This window comes from Micromonospora sp. 4G55 (assembly GCF_016803375.1).
In genome coordinates this window covers 1-3,002 of the sequence record NZ_JAEVHN010000717.1, presented here as the reverse complement: position 1 = coordinate 3,002, position 3,002 = coordinate 1, and the positions used below count along the sequence as shown (strand labels likewise).

Genomic DNA, 3,002 nt, shown 5'->3' with positions numbered 1-3,002 from the left:
ACCATCGGTCGGCCGCTGCCCGGCGTCGGGGTCTGGGTGCTTCGACGAGCGGCTGCGGACCGGTGCCGCCGGGCGTGGCCGGGGGAGCTCTGCGTCAGGCGGGCCGCAGCTCGACCGACGGGTACCTCGGCGACCCGGAGAGCACCGCGCGCCGGTTCGTGCCGGTGGCCCTGCCGTCCGGCCGCACCGAACGGGTGTACCGCACCGGCGACCGGGTCCGCTTCGACGCCGACCTCCGGCTGCGCTACCTCGGCCGGCTGGACGACCAGGTGAAGATCCACGGCTTCCGGGTGGAGCCGGGCGAGGTTACCGCGGTCCTGCGCGCGCACCCGGAGGTCGCCGACGCCGCCGTGGTGGCCCGCGACGACGACGGGCACGGCGACCGGCTCGTCGCCTACGTCCGGCCGGGCGGCGCCGCCGTGGCCGTCGACGTCGAGCGGGTCGCCGGGATCAACCGGCACGAGACCCGCTACCTGTACGACGAGATCTTCGTCCAGCAGGTCTACCTGCGCGACGGCATCGTGCTGCGGCCCGGGGCGACCGTCCTCGACGTGGGCGCGAACATCGGCATGTTCTCGCTCTTCGTGCACACCGTCTGCCCGGACGCGACGATCCACGCGTTCGAGCCGGTGCCGTCGGTGGCCGACGTGCTGCGGCGCAACGTCGCCGAGTTCGGCGTACCGGCCACGGTGCACGGGTTCGGGTTGTCCCGGGCGGCCGGGGAGGTGTCCTTCACCTACTACCCGGGCTACTCGATGATGTCCGGCCACGCCGCGTACGCGGACCCGGACGCCGAGGTGGCGGTGATCAAGCGGTACCTCGCCAACGAGCGGGACGCCGGCGCGGACGAGCGGGACGTCCTGCTCGACCGGGCCGACGAACTGCTCGCGGAACGCTTCGCCGGACGGGAGCTCACCGTGCCGGTCCGGCCGCTGTCGGCCGTCCTCGACGAGCTCGCCCCGGACCGGATCGACCTGCTGAAGATCGACGTGCAGCGCGCCGAGGCGGACGTGCTCGCCGGGCTGGAGGACCGGCACTGGCCGCTGGTGGCGCAGGTCGCCATGGAGGTGCACGACGCGGCCGGCACCGACACCGAGGGCCGGCTGGACGAACTGACCCGCCTGCTCACCGAGCGGGGCTTCGACGTCGTCACCCGACAGGACGACCTGCTCGCCGGCACCGACCGGCACACCCTGCACGCCGTGCGTCCCGAGTACGCCGCCGATCCGCGCCCGGCGGTGGTGGTCCCGGCGGGGCCGGCGGCCGGCCCGCTGGAGGAGCGCCTGACCGGCTGGCTGGCCGACCGGCTCCCGGCCCACCTGGTCCCGGCCGCGGTGGTGCTCCTCGACGCGCTGCCGCTGACCCGCAACGGCAAACTCGACCGGGCGGCGCTGCCCGCGCCCCGCCTCGACCGGCCCCGCGACAGCGCGGCGGTGGCACCTGCCGGCCGGGCCGAGGAGATCCTGGTCGAGGCGTGGCGCGAGGTCCTCGGGGTGGCCACCGTCGGCGTGACCGACAGCTTCTTCGCCCTCGGCGGCGACTCCATCCGCAGCATCCAGATGCAGGTGGCGGCGAACCGGCGGGGGCTGTCCTTCCGACTCAGCGACATCTTCACGTACCAGTCGATCCGCGAGCTGGTCACGCACGGGGAGATCACTCTGGACGGGGCCCCGCCGGTCGCGGAGGCCAGGCCGGCCGGGCGGTTCGCGCTGGTCGCCGCCGCCGACCGGGAGCTGCTGCCCGCCGGGATCGCCGACGCGTACCCGATGACCGCCCTTCAGCAGGGCATGGTCTACCACTGCGAGCTGACCGGCGACCCGGCGATGTACCACAACGTCACCGCACACCGGATCGCCGCGCCGCTGGACGCGGTGGCGCTGCGGCGCGCGCTGGCCGCTCTGGTGGCCGCCCACCCGGTGCTGCGCACCGGGTTCGCGCTGGGCGCGTACTCCGAGCCGTTGCAGCTCGTGCACGCGGACGTGCCGGTCGACGTGCCGGTGACCGACCTGGCCGACGCCGACCCGCAGACCCGCCGGGCGCGGGTCGACGACCTGGTGGCGCAGGAGCGGGTACGCCCCTTCGACTGGGACCGCCCGCCGCTGCTGCGGCTGCACGCCGTCCGGGAGGACGCCGACGCGTTCACCCTGATCGTCGCCGAGTGCCACGCCATCCTCGACGGCTGGAGCCTGCACCTGTTCCTCACCGACCTGCTCGCCGCGTACGACCGGGAACGGGCCGGCACGGCCGGCCGGGCCGACGCGGGCCTGCCGTTCTCCGAGTACGTGGCGGCCGAGCGGCAGGCCCTGGCCGACCCGGTCACCCGCCGGTTCTGGCTGGACGGCCCCGGCGCGGTGCCACCGCTGCTGCTCGGCGGAGCGGACCCGCGGACCACCACCACCCAGCGGGTGCCGCTGCCGGCCGACACGACCGACGTGGTCAGCGCGGCGGCCCGGACCGCCGGGGTACCGGTCAAGTCCTGGCTGCTCGCCGTCCACCTGCGGCTGATCGGCGAGCTTGCCGGCCGGAACGACGTGGTCAGCGGCCTGGTGGTCGGCGGCCGGCCGGAGGGCGAGGGCAGCGACGCCACCCTCGGGCTGTTCCTCAACACCCTGCCCGTGAGCGTGCAGCTGGGCACCCGGTCGGTGGCCGAGCTCGCCACCGAGGTGTGGCGGGCGGAGCGGGAGCTGATGGGGCACCACCGCTTCCCGCTCGCCGAGATCGTCCGGGCCGGTGCCGCCGGCCCCCGCTTCGACCACTTCTTCAACTGGACCCACTTCCCGAGCCGGCCGGCCGGTGGCGGCAGCCGCATCGTGGACAGTCGGGGCATCACCGTGGACGTGGCGTTCAGCTTCGCCGTCGACGCCGAACTGGACGCCGACACCGGCCGCCTCGCCCTCACCGTCCAGTACGACCACCGGCACGTCGCCGGGGACCGGGTGGACACCTTCGCCTACGGCTTCCGCCGGCTGCTGGCGGCCGACCCGACCGCGCCGCTGCCGGCG

Annotated in this window: 1 protein-coding gene; it reads left to right on the top strand. The window is 75.2% G+C overall.

Features of this window, described 5'->3' with window-relative positions; genetic code table 11:
• Positions 1-74: 74 nt before the first annotated feature.
• On the top strand, positions 75-3,002 hold a 2,928-nt coding region (locus tag JNW89_RS32915), incomplete at its 3' end, for an FkbM family methyltransferase (protein ID WP_375155178.1).